Source organism: Ramlibacter ginsenosidimutans, from assembly GCF_016654015.1.
In the GTDB taxonomy this organism is placed as follows: domain Bacteria; phylum Pseudomonadota; class Gammaproteobacteria; order Burkholderiales; family Burkholderiaceae_C; genus Ramlibacter; species Ramlibacter ginsenosidimutans.
This window is the reverse complement of the sequence record NZ_JAEPWM010000019.1, coordinates 31358-46332: the sequence shown is the minus strand read 5'-3', so window position 1 is coordinate 46332 and position 14975 is coordinate 31358. Positions and strand designations below refer to the sequence as shown.

The 14975-nt window shown below is 70.3% G+C and carries 14 protein-coding genes and 1 pseudogene; 8 read left to right on the top strand and 7 right to left on the bottom strand.

Annotated elements, in window-relative coordinates; genetic code table 11:
* From JJB11_RS26290 to JJB11_RS25195, 4 genes and pseudogenes are all read left to right on the top strand, one after another.
* A pseudogene (locus tag JJB11_RS26290) lies at positions 1–101 on the top strand (IS110 family transposase); the annotation flags it as partial.
* Positions 102–307: 206 nt separating this feature from the next.
* Positions 308–1219, top strand: a complete 912-nt coding sequence (locus tag JJB11_RS25205; protein WP_201177995.1) for a S1C family serine protease — start codon at positions 308–310, stop codon at positions 1217–1219.
* Positions 1220–1227: 8 nt separating this feature from the next.
* Positions 1228–1794, top strand: coding sequence for a helix-turn-helix transcriptional regulator (locus JJB11_RS25200; RefSeq protein ID WP_201177993.1), 567 nt, complete (start codon positions 1228–1230; stop codon positions 1792–1794).
* 12 nt (positions 1795–1806) lie between these two features.
* On the top strand, positions 1807–2763 hold the full coding sequence (locus JJB11_RS25195; protein ID WP_201965099.1) for a S1C family serine protease: 957 nt from the start codon (positions 1807–1809) through the stop codon (positions 2761–2763).
* A gap of 252 nt (positions 2764–3015) precedes the next feature.
* Here JJB11_RS25195 and kdpE read toward each other — a convergent pair whose 3' ends face one another.
* Genes kdpE through JJB11_RS26285 form a run of 6 tightly spaced genes read right to left on the bottom strand, consistent with a single transcriptional unit; the run spans position 3016 to position 11036 of the window.
* The gene (gene kdpE, locus JJB11_RS25190; protein ID WP_201177991.1) at positions 3016–3708 is read right to left on the bottom strand and encodes a two-component system response regulator KdpE; all 693 of its coding nucleotides are present in this window, start codon (positions 3706–3708) and stop codon (positions 3016–3018) included.
* 7 nt (positions 3709–3715) lie between these two features.
* Positions 3716–6409, bottom strand: coding sequence for a DUF4118 domain-containing protein (locus JJB11_RS25185; protein ID WP_201177989.1), 2694 nt, complete (start codon positions 6407–6409; stop codon positions 3716–3718).
* Between the two features lie 17 nt (positions 6410–6426).
* Positions 6427–7011: a potassium-transporting ATPase subunit KdpC gene (gene kdpC, locus JJB11_RS25180; protein WP_201177987.1), complete on the bottom strand. Its 585-nt coding sequence runs from the start codon at positions 7009–7011 to the stop codon at positions 6427–6429.
* Between the two features lie 10 nt (positions 7012–7021).
* Positions 7022–9145, bottom strand: coding sequence for a potassium-transporting ATPase subunit KdpB (gene kdpB / locus JJB11_RS25175; RefSeq protein WP_201177985.1), 2124 nt, complete (start codon positions 9143–9145; stop codon positions 7022–7024).
* 15 nt (positions 9146–9160) lie between these two features.
* Positions 9161–10936, bottom strand: coding sequence for a potassium-transporting ATPase subunit KdpA (gene kdpA, locus JJB11_RS25170; RefSeq protein ID WP_201177983.1), 1776 nt, complete (start codon positions 10934–10936; stop codon positions 9161–9163).
* A gap of 1 nt (position 10937) precedes the next feature.
* On the bottom strand, positions 10938–11036 hold the full coding sequence (locus JJB11_RS26285; protein WP_201177981.1) for a potassium-transporting ATPase subunit F: 99 nt from the start codon (positions 11034–11036) through the stop codon (positions 10938–10940).
* A 271-nt stretch (positions 11037–11307) separates the two neighbouring features.
* Here JJB11_RS26285 and JJB11_RS25160 point away from each other — a divergent pair, with 271 nt between their 5' ends.
* From JJB11_RS25160 to JJB11_RS25150, 3 genes are all read left to right on the top strand, one after another.
* On the top strand, positions 11308–13206 hold the full coding sequence (locus tag JJB11_RS25160; protein ID WP_201177979.1) for a potassium transporter Kup: 1899 nt from the start codon (positions 11308–11310) through the stop codon (positions 13204–13206).
* Between the two features lie 85 nt (positions 13207–13291).
* Positions 13292–13525: a DUF2630 family protein gene (locus tag JJB11_RS25155; RefSeq protein WP_201177978.1), complete on the top strand. Its 234-nt coding sequence runs from the start codon at positions 13292–13294 to the stop codon at positions 13523–13525.
* A gap of 90 nt (positions 13526–13615) precedes the next feature.
* Positions 13616–14098, top strand: a complete 483-nt coding sequence (locus JJB11_RS25150) for a hypothetical protein (RefSeq protein WP_201177976.1) — start codon at positions 13616–13618, stop codon at positions 14096–14098.
* A 6-nt stretch (positions 14099–14104) separates the two neighbouring features.
* On the opposite strand, the gene JJB11_RS25145 is transcribed toward JJB11_RS25150, so the two are convergent.
* A complete protein-coding gene (locus tag JJB11_RS25145; RefSeq protein ID WP_201177974.1) occupies positions 14105–14311 on the bottom strand; it encodes a DUF6494 family protein in 207 nt (68 codons plus the stop codon).
* 220 nt (positions 14312–14531) lie between these two features.
* Between JJB11_RS25145 and JJB11_RS25140 the strand changes: the two genes are divergently transcribed.
* Positions 14532–14894, top strand: coding sequence for a DUF4148 domain-containing protein (locus JJB11_RS25140; RefSeq protein ID WP_201177972.1), 363 nt, complete (start codon positions 14532–14534; stop codon positions 14892–14894).
* The last annotated feature ends 81 nt before the right edge of the window (positions 14895–14975 follow it).

The window sequence follows — 14975 nt, the reverse complement described above, 5'->3', positions numbered from 1 at the left end:
AGAAGCTCGTTCTCGGAGCTCTGATGCGCAAGCTGGTGGCGATCGCCTACGGAGTGTTGAAATCCGGACTTCCATTCAATCCGGCACTCCACTCCGCTTGACGGAGAACACAGTATCTACGGGTCGCACCTCAACCCACCGCTCCCTCTCGTAGGCTGGCGGTGAGCGCAGCGAACCCCAGCTTGAATCCTTCCCCTCCCGCTCCCATCTGACCTGCCTGCCCGGGCAGGTCCACCTGCCCGGTCGGGCGGTTCCTCCCCCGCGCCTGCACGCGCACCATGCGTGCAAGACAACCGAGGTGCAGGCGATGACGAGCGTTCCTTCCGAAACCTTCTCCGTGGCCGACGCCGTCGAGCGCGTCGCGCCGTCCGTGGCCGGCGTGCGGGCGCGCCGGCTGGGCACGTCCAGCGCGTTCTGCTGGCGGCCGGGCGTGCTGGTCACGGCCGCGTCCGCCGTCGGCCATGCCGATCGCGTGCAGGTCGTCCTGGCCGATGGCAGCGCCGTCGCGGGCTCGGTGCGCGGCATCGATCCCGGCACCGATCTCGCCGTCGTGTCCGCGGAAGGCGACTGGCCGGTCGTGGAGCGGCGGCTGGATCCCCCGGCGCGCGTCGGCGACTTCGTGTTCGCGGTCGGCCGCGATGCGGCCGGCATGGTGCACGCGAGCTTCGGCCGCATCGGCGCCGTCGCCGGCGGCTGGCGCAGCTGGCGCGGCGCCTCGCTGGACCGTTACGTGCGCCTCGACGGCGGCCTCTATCCCGGGCACATGGGCGCGCCGGTCTGCGACGCGCAAGGCCAGGTGCTCGGCCTCGCCAGCGCGGCGCTCGCGCGCCACCACGGCATCGTGGTTCCGGCAGCCACGATCGACAAGGTCGTCGACGCCTTGCTCGCCCACGGCCGCGTGCGGCGGGGGCACCTGGGCATCGCGGCGCAATCGGTGCCGCTGTCCCCCGCCATGCGCACCGCCGCAGACGTGGACAGCGACACCGGGCTGCTGGTCGCGGGCGTGGGCGAGGGCAGCGCGGCAGCGCGCGCAGGCATGCTGGTCGGCGACGTGCTCGTCTCGGTCGGTGGCCGCCCCGTCTCCAGCATCGAAGCCTTGCGCGACCTGCTCACGGGCGACCAGATCGGCTCGCGCCTGCGCGTGGTGCTGCTGCGCGGCGGCGCACGCCAGGAGCTGAGCGTGGAAGTGGACGAGAAGCGCTGGCAGGGGCGCTGCTGAAGGACGGCATGGGCTGGCGCGTCGGCATCGCGGGAGCGCAGCGCTGGGCCTTGCAGGGCCTGGCGCAGGCGCTGCAGCGCGCGGGCTGCGAGCCGCTCCTGCTCGCGTCGCTCGCTCGCCTGCCGGCCCTGGACGTGTTGTTGCTCGCTCCCGCCGATGCGCACTCCGCGCGCCAACTGGCGGCGCAGGTGCCGAACGAGTTGCCCTTGCTCTGGCTCGGTGACGCCGCCGATGCACCGCGCGGCGCCGCGACCGGGCACCTCTCGGCCGACGCGAGCGACGAAGCGCTGGCTGCCGCCGTGAACGCGCTGGCGCACGGACTGAACGTGCAGGACACCGCAAGCAAGGCTCCTGCGGCCGCCACCGCCGAACTGAGCGAGCCGCTCACGCCGCGCGAACTGGAAGTGCTGGAGCTGCTGGCGAAGGGACTCGCCAACCGCGACATCGCGCTCGCCCTGGGCATCTCCAGCCACACCGCGAAATTCCACGTCGCGCAGATCCTGGAAAAGACCGGCGCCGCCACGCGGACCGAAGCCGTGCGCCAGGGCTTGCGCCTCGGACTCATCGGACTCTGAAGGACCAAGACCATGGATGGTTCCGTGCAGGACCTGCCGCTGCTCGACGCCTATTCGCGCGCTGTCGTCGACGTGCTGGAACGCGCCCGGCCCGGCGTCGTGTCGCTGCGGGTGCGCAAGCACGATGCGCGCGGCCGCGAGGCGGGCGGCGCGGGCTCCGGCTTCCTCATCACGCCGGACGGCTACCTGCTCACCAACTTCCACGTGGTGCAGGGCGCGGCCGAAGTGCAGGTCGCGCTCGAGGACGGTGCGGTGCTTGCGGGCACGGTGGTCGGCAGCGACGCGCACACGGATCTCGCGCTGGTGCGCGCGGGCGCGAGCGGCTCGCTGCCGCACCTGCAGCTGGGAGCCTCGGCGCAGGTGCGCGCAGGGCAGGTCGCCATCGCGATCGGCAACCCGCTGGGCCTGGGCCACACGGTCACGACCGGCGTGGTGTCCGCGGTGGGCCGCAGCCTGCGCGCGCCGTCTGGACGGCAGATCGACAACGTGATCCAGACCGATGCGAGCCTGAACCCCGGCAACTCCGGCGGCCCGCTGCTCGACACGCGCGGGCAGGTGATCGGCGTCAACACCGCCATCATCGCGGGCGCGCAGTCCCTGTGCTTCGCCGTGCCGTCCGACACGGCGCAATGGGTGGTGAGCGAGTTGCTGCAGCATGGCGCCGTGCGCCGCGCGTGGCTGGGACTCACCGCGCACACGGTGCCGCTCGCGCGCCGCGTTGCGCGCCATTTCGGACTGGACCAGGACAGCGCGATCCTGGTGGACGAGGTGATCCGCGACGGCCCCGCCGACCGCGCCGGCCTGCGCGATGGCGATCGCATCATCCGGATCGGCGAGACGCCGGTGCGCGAAGTGGACCAGCTGCTGCGGCTGCTCTCCCGCGATCGCATCGGCCGCGCGACGGAGATCGGCTTGTTGCGAGGTGTGCAGCAGCGGCGGGTGGAGGTGGTGCCGGAGCTGGCGCGGTGAGGGAGGCGGACAACTAGAACGCAGAGGACGCAAAGGTTACGCAGAGGACGCAAAAGGACAGCCATGGAAGGTGTTCTCGTCGTGCGAGCAGTGCGTCCTGCCCAAGTAACTGGAAAGCGCAGAAGCCGCAAGAATGCAAGGACTTCAACCTTCCATTGAATTCCTTTTGCGTCCTTTGCGAAACCTTTGCGTCCTCTGCGTTCTGATTGCTCGCTCTCGCTCTCGCTCTCGCTCTCGCTCTCGCTCTTGCCCTCAACCAGTCACGAGCCGATACCCCACGCCCGTCTCCGTCAGCAGGTGCTTCGGCTGCGCGGGGTCGGCTTCCAGCTTCTGGCGCAGGTGGCCCATGTAGATGCGCAGGTAGTGGCTTTGCTCGGCGTGGGAGGGGCCCCACACTTCGCGCAGCAGCTGGCGGTGCGTGAGCACGCGGCCGGCGTTTGCCACCAGCACCGACAGCAGGCGGTATTCGATCGGGGTCAGGTGCACCTCCGCGCCGTCGCGCCGCACGATGCGCGCGCGCGGGTCGACCTCGATCGCACCGAAGCGCGCGACGGGCTCGTCGCCATCCGCTGCCACTGCGCGCGGGCGGCGCAGGTTGGCGCGCACGCGGGCGAGCAGCTCGCCCACCCCGAAGGGCTTGGTGAGGTAGTCGTCGGCGCCCGCGTCGAGCGCCGCGACCTTGTCGCTCTCGTCGGCGCGCGCCGACAGCACGATGATGGGCACCGACGACCAGGCGCGCACGTCGCGGATCAGGTCCATGCCGTCGCCATCGGGCAGGCCCAGGTCCAGTACCAGCAGGTCGGGCTTGCGCGTGCCTGCTTCGATCAGCCCCCGCTGCTGCGTGCCGGCCTCGTGCACCTGCCAGCCTTCGGCCTCCAGCGCGCTGCGCACGAAGCGGCGGATCTGCGGTTCGTCTTCGACGATGAGGGCAACGGGATCGGCCATGGCGGGTTCAGGCGGGCGCAGCCGGCGGCGGCCGGCGCGGCAGGCGGAAGCTGAATTCTGCGCCCCCGCCCGGCGCGTTCGCCGCGCGGATGCTGCCGCGGTGCGCGTCGACGACGGCCTTGCAGATGGCGAGACCGAGGCCCACGCCCGGCGTGCTCGATTCGGGCTCGCCGCGCGTGAACTTCTCGAACAGCACGTCCTCGCGACCCTGCACGCCGGTCGGCAGGCCGGGGCCGTGGTCGCGCACCGTGACCACCAGGGCCCGCGGTTCGACGCGGGCGTCCACTTCGATCGGTGGCGCGCCGTACTTCGCCGCGTTTTCCAGCAGGTTCACCAGCACGCGTTCGATCAGCACCGCATCGAACTCCACCAGCGGCAAGTCCGGCGGCAGGTGCACCTGCACGGGCTTGCCGGCCAGTTGCGTCGCCGCGCTGCGGAGTGCCGAGCCCACCACTTCCTCCAGCGACTGCCAGTCCAGCCGCAGGTTGACGCTGCCGCTTTGCAGCCGTGCCATGTCCAGCAGGTTGTTGACCAGGTGCGCGAGCGAGCGCGCCTGCTGCGCGATGTGCTCCGCGGTCTCGGCCTGCGCCGGTGCGAGCTGCGCCTGCCGCAGGGACTCCGCCAGGCCGATCAGCGCCGTGAGCGGCGTGCGCACGTCGTGCGAGATGGCCGCGAGCAGCGCGTTGCGCAGGCGCTCGGACTCCATCTCCACGACGGCCTGCTGCGCGATCTCCACGTAGTGCACGCGCTCCAGCGCGATGGCGATCTGGCGGGCGAGCGTGTCGAGGTGCCGGCGTTGCTCGGGAATCACCAGCCAGCGGGGTTGCGCGGGCTTGAGCGCGAGCACGCCACGCACGCGCATGGGCGCGTGCAGGGGCGCGTAGTGCCAGGGCTGGGCCGACAGCGTGGCGGTGGCCAGTCCCGCCGGCTGCCCGTTGCGGAAAGCCCAGTCCGCCACGCTGGCGTCGAAGCCGTCCGGCGCCTGCGCCCGGGGCAGGAGCGCGTCGTGCGCGTCGGTCGCCAGCACCACCGCCTCGCCGCCGAAGTGGCTGCGCACGGCGTTCTCGCCCAGCTCGGCGACCTGTGCGGCCAGCAGCGCTGCCGACAGGTCGCGCGTGAGCTCGAACAGCGACTGCACGCGGCGTTCGCGGCTGGCGGCGATGCGCAGCTGGAAGCGCAGGCCGGCCGTGAGCTGGCCCGTCAGCAGGCCCACAACCAGCATCACGGCGAAGGTGAGGAGGTACTGCACGTCCGCGACAGCGAACGTCATCGTCGGCGGAACGAAGAAGAAATCGAAGGCGGCCACGTTGAGCACCGCGGCGAGCGCCGCCGGCCCGCGGCCGAGGCGCATCGCCACTGCCACCGTCGCGAGGAGGAACAGCATCACGATGTTCGCCTGCGCGAGTACGTGCCCGAGCGGCCAGGCGGCGAGGGTGGTGCCCACGCAGGCGGCGACGACCCAGGCGTAGCGCGGCCACTCCTGCCACCGGCCCTGTTCCTCGTCCACCTCCGCCTGCGCCTGCACCACGCGTCCGAGCCGGCGCACGCTCTCGCGCTGGCCGACCTCGAACACATCGAGCGCCGGGGCGAGCGTGCCGAGCCGGCGCGTCATGGTGGCACGCGCCAGTCCGAACGGCAGGCGCGCTCCGTGCGTGCGGCCGACGATCAGCGTCGCGCAATGGAGTTGCTGGGCATGCGCGACGAGTTCGGCTGCGGCATCCGTGCCTGCGAGCACCGCCGTCTCCGCACCCAGATCCTCGGCGAGCTTCAGCACGGCGAGGATGCGGTCGCGCGCATCGGCCGGCAGCCGGCGCAGCTGCGGTGTCTCGACGTAGGCGGCGAACCAGCGCACGCTGGCCTGTCCCGCCAGCCGCGCGGCCGCGCGCACCGTCTGCTCGTCACCCTCTCGCGGGCCTACGCAGGCGAGGATGGCACCGCCCGTGATCCACACCGGCGCGATCGCCTGCTCCACGCGCCAGCCGCGCACGTCTTCCTCGACGTGTTCGGCGGTGCGGCGCAGCGCCATCTCGCGCAGCGCGATCAGGTTGCCCTTGCGGAAGAAGTTCTGCGCCGCGCGCTCCGCCTGCTGCGGCAGGTAGACCTTGCCGGCCTTCATGCGAGCCATGAGTTCGTCTGGGGTGACGTCGACCAGCACCACCTCGTCCGCGCCGTCCAGGACGGTATCCGGCACGGTCTCGTGCACGCGGATGCCGGTGATCGCGCCGACCGTGTCGTTGAGGCTTTCCAGGTGCTGCACGTTCAGCGTCGACCAGACGTCGATGCCGGAGTCCAGCAGCTCCTGCACGTCCTGCCAGCGCTTGGGATGGCGCGAGCCCGGCACGTTGGAGTGGGCGAGTTCATCGACCAGCAGGACGGCGGGCTTGCGCGCGAGCGCCGCGTCGAGGTCGAACTCGGGCAGCACGCGGTCGCGGTAGGGCAGCTCCTTCAGCGGCAGCCGCGGCAGGCCTTCGGCCAGCTGCTGGGTCTCGCTGCGCCCGTGCGTCTCCACCAGGCCGATCACCACGTCGCGGCCGGCCTGGTGCTCGCGCTTCGCGGCGCCCAGCATCGCAAACGTCTTGCCGACGCCGGCGCTCGCCCCGAAGTAGATCCGCAGCCGCCCGCGGCGCGCGCGCTCGTCCTGCGCCTGCAGCTGGGCGAGGAGTTCGTCGGGGTCGGGGCGCTGGTCGGCGGCGATCGCCATCGCGTCAGGCTAGCACGTCAGCGTGCGCCGTCCAGCGCGAGGTTCAGCCGCAGCACGTTCACGACCGGCTCGCCGATCAGGGGCAGGCTGGGACGCCCGATCGAGCGCTCCACGAGTGCGGCCACCTCCTCCTGCGGCAGCCCGCGCGCCTTGGCGACGCGCGCCACCTGGTAGCGCGCCGCCGCGACGCTGATGTGCGGGTCCAGGCCGCTGGCCGAGGCAGTGACCAGATCGACGGGCACGGGCGCCGTGTTGCCCGGGTCCGCTGCGCGCAACGCCGCCATGCGCGCCTTCACCGTGTCCGCGAGTGCCGGGTTCAGCGGGCCCAGGTTCGAGCCGCCCGAATTCGCCGCGTTGTACGCCATGGGCGAAGTCGCGGACGGCCGGCCCCAGAAGTGCCCGCGATCGCTGAAGGCCTGGCCGATCAGCGCCGAGCCCACGGGCTTGCCGTCCTTCAGCACGATGCTGCCGTTGGCCTGGTCGGGGAACATGGCCTGCGCGATCGCGGTCACGGCGCCCGGGTACGCCAGTCCCACGATGACGGTGAGCATCGCGAACAGCACCAGCGTGGGACGCACGACGGATTCCTTCATGGCTTCCATGCTTCCTCCTTCAGGCCAGCCCGATGGCAGCCAGGACGATGTCGATCAGCTTGATGCCCAGGAAGGGCACGACGAGGCCGCCGAGGCCGTAGATGGCCAGGTTGCGGCGCAGGAGCGCGGCAGCGCCGATCGCCCGGAAGCGCACGCCCTGCAGCGCCAGCGGGATCAGGAACACGATTACCAGCGCGTTGAAGATCACCGCCGACAGGATGGCGGACTCCGGCGTCGCAAGCCGCATGATGTTCAGCGCCTGCAATTGCGGGTAGGTCGTGACGAAGATCGCCGGCAGGATGGCGAAGTACTTCGCGACGTCGTTCGCGATGGAGAAGGTGGTGAGCGAGCCGCGCGTCATGAGCAGCGCCTTGCCGGTCTCAACGACTTCGAGCAGCTTGGTGGGATCGGAGTCCAGGTCCACCATGTTGCCGGCCTCCTTGGCCGCCTGCGTGCCGCTGTTCATCACGACGGCGACGTCGGCCTGCGCGAGTGCCGGTGCGTCGTTGGTGCCGTCGCCTGTCATCGCCACCAGCCGGCCCTCGGCCTGGTACTCGCGAATGAGCTTCAGCTTGGCCTCGGGCGTGGCCTCGGCCAGGAAGTCGTCGACGCCCGCCTCGGCCGCGATCGCCGCCGCCGTGAGCTTGTTGTCGCCCGTGATCATGATCGTGCGGATGCCCATGCGCCGCAGCTCCGCGAAGCGCTCGCGGATGCCGGTCTTGACGATGTCCTTCAGCTCGATGACGCCCAGCACCTTCGTGCGCTCGCAGACCACCAGCGGCGTGCTGCCGCGGCGCGCGACTTCGTCGGCGGTGCGTGCCACGTCGGCCGGCGAGGTGCCGCCCTGCGCCTGCACGTACTTGCGGATCGCGTCGGCGGCACCCTTGCGCACGGCCAGCACGCGTGCGGCGACGACGGCGCCGTCGCCCACGTCTTCCGCTTCCGGGAAGTCCGCGCCGCTCATGCGGTCCTGCGCGCTGAAGGGGATGAAGCGCGCACCGGCCACGGGACTGTCATCCACCTGCATGCGCCGCGCGAGCTCCACGATGGAACGGCCCTCGGGGGTCTCGTCGGCGAGCGAAGCGAGCAGTGCCGTGCGCGCGAGATGATCCTGCGTGACGCCGGCGGCCGGATAGAACGCGGACGCCTGCCGGTTGCCGTGCGTGATCGTGCCGGTCTTGTCCAGCAGCAGCACGTCGACGTCGCCCGCCGCCTCCACCGCGCGGCCCGAGGTGGCGATGACGTTGGCCTGCATCATGCGGCTCATGCCCGCCACACCCACGGCGGACAGCAGGCCGCCGATGGTGGTCGGGATCAGGCACACCAGCAGGGAGATGAGCGCCGTGAGCGTCACCACCTTGCCCAAGCCCGAGGCTTCCACGCTGAAGAGGGAGTAGGGCAGCAGGGTCGCCGTGACCACCAGGAACACGATGGTCAGCGCGATCAGCAGGATGTGCAGTGCGACCTCGTTCGGCGTCTTCTGTCGCCGTGCGCTTTCGACCATTCCGATCATGCGGTCGAGGAACGACTCGCCGGGGTTCACGGTGATGCGCACCACCAGCCAGTCCGACAGCAGCCGGGTGCCGCCCGTGACCGAGGAGAAATCGCCGCCGGCTTCGCGCACCACGGGCGCCGACTCGCCCGTGATCGCGCTCTCGTCGACCGATGCCACGCCCTCGATCACGTCGCCGTCCAGCGGGATGATGTCAGTGGGCTCCACCAGCACGACGTCGCCCTTGCGCAGCTCCTCGCCCTTGCGCGGCAGCCACGACTTGCCGTGGTAGCGCCCGTCGGCGCCGGCGTGCTCGTAGCGCTTGGCCCAGACTTCCTTGCGCATGCCGCGCAGGGACGCCGCCTGCGCCTTGCTGCGGCCCTCGGCCAGCGCCTCGGCGAAGTTCGCGAACAGCACGGTGAACCACAACCACAGCGCCACGGCGAAGACGAAGCCTGCGGACGTTTCCCCGCCGCCGCGCAGCGCCTCGATCCACAGCAGCGTGGCGACGATGCTGACTATGTAGACGACGAACATCACCGGGTTGTGCAGCTGCACGCGCGGGCTCAGCTTGGTGAACGAGCCCTTCAGCGCCGGTTTCAGGAGCGCCGGGTCGAACAGGCGCAGTTCCGTCTTGGCATGCTTGCTCATGGTGTATCCCCCCGGCTACTTGCCGCTCCACAACTGCAGGTGCTCCACCGCGGGGCCGAGGGCCAGCGCGGGTACGTAATTCAGCAGCCCGACCAGCAGCACGGTGCCTATGAGCAGTGCGACGAACAGCGGACCGTGCGTGGGCATGGTCCCCGCGCTGACGGGCACCCGCTTCTTCGCCGCCAGCGCGCCGGCGATGGCGAGCACGGGCACGATCACGCCGAAGCGTCCCAGCCACACGGCAAGCCCCAACATCGTGTTGTAGAAGGGCGTGTTCGCCGACAGGCCGGCGAAGGCGCTGCCGTTGTTGTTGGCCGCCGACGAGAAGGCGTAGAGGATCTCGCTGAAGCCGTGCGCGCCCGGGTTGGCGACGCCTGCCTTGCCCGCGTCGGCGATCACCGCGATCGCCGTTCCCGCCAGCACCACGATGGGCGTCACGAGGATGGCCACCGAGGTGAGCTTCATCTCGTAGGCCTCGATCTTCTTGCCCAGGTATTCGGGCGTGCGGCCGATCATCAGTCCCGAGATGAACACCGCGAGGATGGCGAACACCAGCATGCCGTACAGGCCCGAGCCGACGCCGCCGAAGACCACCTCGCCCAGCTGGATCAGCACCAGCGGCACCATGCCGCCCAGCGGCGTGAACGAGTCGTGCATGGCGTTCACGGCGCCGCACGAGGCTGCCGTGGTGATGGCGGCGAACAGGGCGGACGCATCAATGCCGAAGCGCGCCTCCTTGCCTTCCGTGTTGGGACCCGCCGCGCCCAGGGCGGCCAGGTGCGGGTTGCCGGCCTGCTCCGCCGGGATGACGACCAGCACCATCGCGACGAACAACACCGACATGGCGGCCAGCACGGCCCAGCCCTGGCGGATGTCTCCCACGCCGCGGCCGAAGGTGAAGCACAGGCCCGCGGGGATGAGGAAGATGGCGACCATCTGCACCAGGTTCGTCCAGGCATTCGGGTTCTCGTAGGGGTGCGCGGAGTTGGCGTTGAAGAAGCCGCCACCGTTGGTGCCCACCATCTTGATCGCCTCCTGCGAGGCGACGGGGCCCATGGCGAGGGTCTGCGTCTGCGTCTTCACGTCTTCGAGCACCGGCTGGCCCCTGGCGTCCTTCAGGGGCTGCCCGTCGGGGCCGTTCTTCGGCTGCTGGTACGCCTGCGCCTCCAGCGTGGTCACGTTGCGGTAGGGCGCGAAGTTCTGGATGCTTCCTTGCGACACCTGGAACAGCGCGATGACGAGGGACAAGGGCAGCAGCAGCCACAGCGTGCAGCGCACGAGGTCCGCCCAGAAGTTGCCGACGCCGGCCGCCGAGCGCTGCGCGAAGCCGCGGATCAGCGCGAAGGCGACGGCAATGCCGGTCGCGGCGGAAAAGAAGTTCTGGCCCTCCAGCGCCACCATCTGCACGAGGTAGCCCATCGTGCTCTCGCCGCCGTAGCCTTGCCAGTTGGTGTTCGTGGCAAAGCTCAAGGCCGTGTTGAAGGACGAGTCCGCCGGGACCGCAGCCATCCCGGCCGGGTTCAGCGGCAGCCACTGCTGCAGGCGCTGCAATGCGTAGACGAAGAGCGCGCCGACGGTGTTGAACGCGAGCAAGGCCAGGGCGTACTGCAGCCAGGGCATGGAGCGCTCCGGGTCCACGCCGGCCAGCCGGTACAGCGGTGCCTCGGCGCGGCGCAGCCACGCGGGCAGGCGGCCCTCCATCAGCGCCGTCATCCAGCGGGCTAGCGGCCACGCCAGCAGCACGACCAGCACGAGGAAGAGGGCCAGCAGCCCCCAGGCAGATGCGGTCATCTCAGAACTCCTCCGCGCGGATCAGCGCGTACACGAGATACGCCAGCAGCAGCAGGGCGCAGAAGCCGGCGAATCCGTACAGCACGGCGGCCGCAATCACGGCCGCTCCCTGGGCGCCGGCTCCAGGCGCTTGAGGCCGAGTGCGAGCAGGACCATCAAGCCCCAGAGGCCCCCGCCGAGCAGCAGGAACAGAAGATCCGACATGGAAGCCCTCCTTGCGGTCAGGATGGGTGAGTCTTGCCACTTGCGCGTAAAGAAGTGGCAGTGAACTTGAGGTGCCGCATATAGAAGCCGTAAAAATCGCGGCCCGGCAGCGCAGGGAGCGTCGGCGCCGGTCGGGGCAGCCGACAATCCAGGCAGGCTCTAACCTCATGACTGCCCACGTCACGGCCCCTCCTGCAAGCTCCGGCCTGCGCCCGGCGCTCGCCCTGGCCGCGCTCGGCGTCGTCTACGGCGACATCGGCACCTCGCCCCTGTACGCGCTGCGCGAGTGCCTGAGCCCCGCGCACGGCGTGGCGCTCACGCCCGAAGCCGTGCTGGGCCTGCTGTCGCTGATCTTCTGGGCGCTGACGATCGTCGTCACGCTCAAGTACGTGGTGTTCGTGCTGCGCGCCGACCTCGACGGCGAGGGCGGCATCATGGCCTTGCAGGCGCTCGCGCGCCATGCGGTGACGGACGCGCAGTCGCCGGCCTGGTTGTTGTCGCTGGTCGCCGCCATGGGACTCACCGGTGCGGCGATGTTCTACGGCGACAGCCTGATCACGCCCGCCATCTCGGTGCTCTCCGCGGTGGAAGGCCTGAACGTCGCGACGCCGGTGTTCGAGCCCTACGTCATCCCGCTCACGCTGGCCATCCTGGTGGGCCTGTTCATCGTGCAGCGCTTCGGCACGGGCGCCGTCGGCAAGGTGTTCGGGCCGGTGATGGTGGTGTGGTTCGCGGCGCTCGGGCTGCTGGGCTTGCAGCACATCGCCGCGCAGCCGCGCGTGCTGCAGGCGCTCAATCCCTGGTGGGCGATCGCCTTCCTCGCGTCGCATCCGGCGCAGTCGCTGGCCGTGCTCGGATCGGTGTTCCTCGCGGTCACGGGCGGCGAGGCGCTCTATGCGGACATGGGCCACTTCGGCGCGCGCGCGATCCGCCAGGCCTGGTTCTTCGTCGCGCTGCCTGCGCTGGTCCTCAACTACTTCGGGCAGGGCGCGCTGGTGCTCTCCGACGCGTCCGCCATCGACAATCCCTTCTTCCGCCTGCTGCCTTCGTGGGGCGTGGTGCCCATGGTGGCCCTCGCTTCGGCGGCGACGGTCATCGCGTCGCAGGCGGTGATCTCCGGCGCGTTCTCGCTCACCGCGCAGTCCATCCGCATGGGCTACCTGCCGCGCCTGCGCATCGTGCAGACCTCGGGCCAGGCCATGGGGCAGATCTACATGCCCGCGGTGAACTGGCTGCTGATGCTGGGCGTGGTGGCCCTGGTGATCGGCTTCCGTTCCTCCAGCGCGCTGTCCTCCGCCTACGGCATCGCCGTGTCGGTGACGATGGTGACCACGACGGTGCTCGCGGCGCTGGTGGCGCGGCGCCTGTGGGGCTGGAATCGCTATGCGGTCGCCGTGGGCTCGCTGGTGTTCCTCTGCGTGGACACGCTGTTCCTGTTCGCCAACAGCCTGAAGATCGCGGATGGGGGCTGGCTGCCGCTGCTGGTCGCGGCGCTGGTGATGGGCATCTTCACCACGTGGTCGCGCGGCCGCACGCTGTTGCGCGAGATGGCCGCGGCAGACCAGGTGCCGCTGGACGATTTCGTGCAATCGTTGCTGCGCGATCCGCCGCACCGCGTCAACGGCACCGCCGTGTTCCTCACTGCCGAACCGCAGTTCGTGCCGCACGCGCTGCTGCACAACCTCAAGCACAACCAGGTGCTGCACCGGCGCGTGATCGTGCTGCAGGTCGTGGCCACCGACTCGCCGCGCGTGGACGCGGCGCATCGCCTGTCCGTGACGGAGCTCGGCGCCGGCTTCTGGCAGGTGACGGTGCGGCACGGCTTCATGGAAGAACCCGACGTGCCCGAGTTCATGAAGCTGCTGACGTACCAGAAGGGGATCCCGACCGAGAGCATGACGACCTCGTACTTCGTCTCGCGGGAGACGGTGGCCACGGGCCACCTGCGTGCGATGACGCGGGCGCGCCAGGCGGTGTTCGCCTGGCTGCACCGCAATTCGAGCCGCGCCTCGGACTACTTCCACCTCCCGGCGAACCGGGTCGTGGAGTTCGGGCGCCGGCCTTAGTGCGCCGTTCCAAGGGCTTCACGCAGGTGAAGCTGGGCGGGACTTCGGGTTCTAGAATGGTCCGCACCCCCTTCCGGAGCCGGCCATGAACGACAAGAGCATCCTGGACCACATCACGTCGCTGATGGAGGAGGAGCACAAGCTGCGCTCGGGTGCGGCCGCCGTGCCCGAGCAGGCGAATCGCCTGAAGCACGTCGAAGAAGAGCTCGACCAGTGCTGGGACCTGCTGCGCCAGCGCCGCGCGCGCCGCGAGTTCGGCCAGGACCCCGAGGCCGCGCAGCCGCGCGATATCGGCACCGTCGAGAACTACGAAGGTTGAGCGCCACCGGCGCCGCGCGGGCGGCCCGCGCCAGCGGCGGGTGATCTGCTCGGGGCAGACAGGCCGCACGTTTTCTGGAATCATTTCGGGATGCCGCGCCATGCAGTCCCGCTCACCTGGGCGATCGCCTTGCCGGCCCTGCTCTGCGTCGGGGCCTTTCTCTCCACCCTCGCCAACCCGCCCGACCGCAGCTCCCGCGGACTGGCTGTCGCCTACGCCGACGAAGCCGGTGACCTGCTGCCGGGCACCTGGCTGCGCAAGTACAGCGAGGAGGGCTTCGCTGTGCGCCGCGTGCTCGTGATGGACAGCAAGGGCGAGTTCCGCGAGGTCTCGCATGTCGTCGAACCCGGGGGCAAGGAAGACGACTTCGTCAATGAAGGCACGTGGCGGTACGACGGCACCACGCTCAAGCGCAAGTACGACACCATCAACGGCCAGTCGCCGTCGCGCCTGAACACGCCCCTGGTGGTGCTGCCGATCTCCTTCCACACGCGCAACGAATTCGCCGGCGTGGACCCCGTCCACGGCCACCCCATCGTCTACGAGCGCGTCGTGCCCGGCACGCAGCCCTGAGACGCGCTACTGCAAGCGGATCTCGCCGTCGAAGACGGTGCGCAGTTTCAGTCCGGCGATCTCGAGCGTCATCGTCGCGGGGAAGCTCTCGTTGCCCTGGATGCCGCCTTCCTGCAGGGCGCGCGCGACCGCCTGCTCGATCTCCCGCTGCGAACTCACGCCGACCATCTTCAGGAACTTGCGCAGGCTGAGGTTGAAGACTTCGTCGTCCATGGCCGATCTCCTTGGGTGACAGCCCACCTCGAGAACGCCCGGGGTGGCCGCGTGCATCGCGCGATTGTCCTGCGATCTGCCCCAGCCATGGCGCTTTCGCCCCTCACGCCCAGCTAAGAGAGTGCTCATGCCGGGCTCAGCCTGGCTGCCTAGAGTGCATGCACGGTCGGCGCAGGTGTGCGGGCCGATCCACAGACACCATCCCGAAGGAACCCTGATCATGCAAGCCAAGCTCGCCCTCTCCGCCCTCGTGTTCGCCGCCTTCGCCGGCAACGCACTGGCCGACGACCCTACGGTCGTGAACGATACGTTCCACTCCACGAAGACCCGCGCCGAGGTGGCCGCGGACCTGTCCGCCTACCAGCTCGCCGGCGTGAATCCCTGGGCCACGTGGTACCAGCCGCTGACGACGTTCCACAGCACGACCACGCGCGCTGCCGTGACCGGCGAGTACCTCGCCTCGCGCAACGAAGTCCGCGCCCTGACCGGCGAGGACAGCGGTTCCGCCTTCCTGGCGCAAGCCCGCGGCCCGGCGCTGCCCGTGACCACGCTGGCCGGCACGCCTGCCGCTACTGCCCAGTGAACCGGCTCGCGGGGACGGCCGCGTGCCGGCCCCGCGCCGGACGGGGTGTTCCGGTCAACGCATAATCCCCGGTGCACTCCG

Bases quoted from the DNA above. Each gene is read 5' to 3' on its own strand.
- JJB11_RS25205 (WP_201177995.1), top strand. From the start codon at position 308: ATGACGAGCGTTCCTTCCGAAACCTTCTCCGTGGCCGACGCCGTCGAG.
- JJB11_RS25200 (WP_201177993.1), top strand. From the start codon at position 1,228: ATGGGCTGGCGCGTCGGCATCGCGGGAGCGCAGCGCTGGGCCTTGCAG.
- JJB11_RS25195 (WP_201965099.1), top strand. From the start codon at position 1,807: ATGGATGGTTCCGTGCAGGACCTGCCGCTGCTCGACGCCTATTCGCGC.
- kdpE (WP_201177991.1), bottom strand. From the start codon at position 3,708: ATGGCCGATCCCGTTGCCCTCATCGTCGAAGACGAACCGCAGATCCGC.
- JJB11_RS25185 (WP_201177989.1), bottom strand. From the start codon at position 6,409: ATGGCGATCGCCGCCGACCAGCGCCCCGACCCCGACGAACTCCTCGCC.
- kdpC (WP_201177987.1), bottom strand. From the start codon at position 7,011: ATGGAAGCCATGAAGGAATCCGTCGTGCGTCCCACGCTGGTGCTGTTC.
- kdpB (WP_201177985.1), bottom strand. From the start codon at position 9,145: ATGAGCAAGCATGCCAAGACGGAACTGCGCCTGTTCGACCCGGCGCTC.
- kdpA (WP_201177983.1), bottom strand. From the start codon at position 10,936: ATGACCGCATCTGCCTGGGGGCTGCTGGCCCTCTTCCTCGTGCTGGTC.
- JJB11_RS25160 (WP_201177979.1), top strand. From the start codon at position 11,308: ATGACTGCCCACGTCACGGCCCCTCCTGCAAGCTCCGGCCTGCGCCCG.
- JJB11_RS25155 (WP_201177978.1), top strand. From the start codon at position 13,292: ATGAACGACAAGAGCATCCTGGACCACATCACGTCGCTGATGGAGGAG.
- JJB11_RS25150 (WP_201177976.1), top strand. From the start codon at position 13,616: ATGCCGCGCCATGCAGTCCCGCTCACCTGGGCGATCGCCTTGCCGGCC.
- JJB11_RS25145 (WP_201177974.1), bottom strand. From the start codon at position 14,311: ATGGACGACGAAGTCTTCAACCTCAGCCTGCGCAAGTTCCTGAAGATG.
- JJB11_RS25140 (WP_201177972.1), top strand. From the start codon at position 14,532: ATGCAAGCCAAGCTCGCCCTCTCCGCCCTCGTGTTCGCCGCCTTCGCC.